2 protein-coding genes are annotated in these 1,383 nt (G+C 59.6%); both read left to right on the top strand.

Going from position 1 to position 1,383, the window contains the following annotated elements; all coding sequences use genetic code 11:
- Window positions 1-30: 30 nt before the first annotated feature.
- Complete coding sequence (locus tag ACXJ5O_RS27045) at window positions 31-945, top strand: amino acid ABC transporter permease (RefSeq protein ID WP_457302605.1); 915 nt, start codon at window positions 31-33, stop codon at window positions 943-945.
- A partial coding sequence (locus tag ACXJ5O_RS27040) for an amino acid ABC transporter ATP-binding protein (protein WP_457302604.1) occupies window positions 932-1,383 on the top strand: 452 nt, incomplete at its 3' end. The genes ACXJ5O_RS27045 and ACXJ5O_RS27040, both read left to right, overlap by 14 nt.

The following is a 1,383-nucleotide window of genomic DNA, read 5'->3' as shown; positions in this document are numbered from 1 at the left end:
CCCGGCATCAACCAGGGGCAGTAGAGGGCGATGTCCAGTTCTGCATCGATCCAACCCGACGATAGGCTGCGCGACGTCAAACTCGCGCACGTGCCGTTCCCCCTCACACGCCTTGCCCTTTGGATATTCACCCTCGCCGTCGCTCTCGGATTCGCCTACATCGTGGCGATCAATCCGAATTTCGGCTGGCCGGTCGTAGCCCAGTATCTGTGCGACCCGACAGTCATGCAGGGCCTGTGGGTGACGCTCGGCCTGACGGTCGTCGCAATGATCATCGGCGTGGTGCTTGGACTCATCCTCGCTATCGCACGCATGTCGAACGACAGGCTGGCGTCGTCGCTGGCCAGCCTGTTCATCTGGTTCTTCCGCGGAACACCGCTGCTCGTGCAGCTGATCTTCTGGTACAACATGTCGACGCTGTTTCCACGCATTTCCATCGGAATCGCGAGCTGGGATACCAACGACCTCATCACGCCGTTGACCGCAGCCATCGTCGGGCTGGCGCTGAACGAAGCGGCTTATATGGCGGAGATCATTCGCGGCGGCCTGCTGTCGGTGGACAAGGGTCAGGCCGAGACGGCAGAAGCCTTCGGCATGAACAAGGCGCGCGCCTTGTGGCGTATCATCATTCCGCAGGCGATGAAGTCCATCGTGCCGCCGACCGGCAACCAGCTGATCAGCATGATCAAGGCGACCTCGCTTGTCAGCGTCATCGCCATGGCCGATCTCCTCTACTCGGTTCAGTCGATCTACAACCGGACATTCGAGATCATCCCGATGCTGCTTRTCGCCGTGCTTTGGTATCTGTTCATCACGTCGGTCCTCAACATCGGACAGGGCGCCATCGAACGCTATTACAATCGTGGCGATCGTGGCTCAACGCCTGCCGACAGGTCAAAAGAAAGCGCCACGCCTATGGTAGGAGCGGCCCATGAGCATGTCTGAAACAAGCCTCGTCCGGGCCCGCAATGTTCACAAGGCGTTCGGCCCGCTGGAAGTCCTCAAGGGCATCGATCTCGACGTCGCGCCCGGAGAAGTGGTTGTGATTCTGGGTCCGTCAGGTTCGGGAAAATCCACCTTCCTTCGCTGCATTAACCACCTCGAGGCGATCGACCAGGGTTTCATCGAGGTCGATGGGGAACAGATCGGCTATCGGCTCAGGGACGATCGGCTGATCAAGCTTTCCAATCGCGACATCGCCGTGCAGCGCAGCAAGATTGGCATGGTGTTCCAGCAGTTCAATCTCTACCCGCACATGACGGCGCTGCAGAATGTCATCGAAGCGCCTATCGGCGTCCATGGCCAGAACCGGAATGAGGCCGTCCGCTACGCCAAGGAACTTCTCAACCGCGTTGGGCTGGCGGAAAAGATGGACGCCTATCC

It is taken from the genome of Phyllobacterium sp. P5_D12 (assembly GCF_054049495.1).
This window is presented reverse-complemented; position numbering and strand designations above follow the sequence as displayed.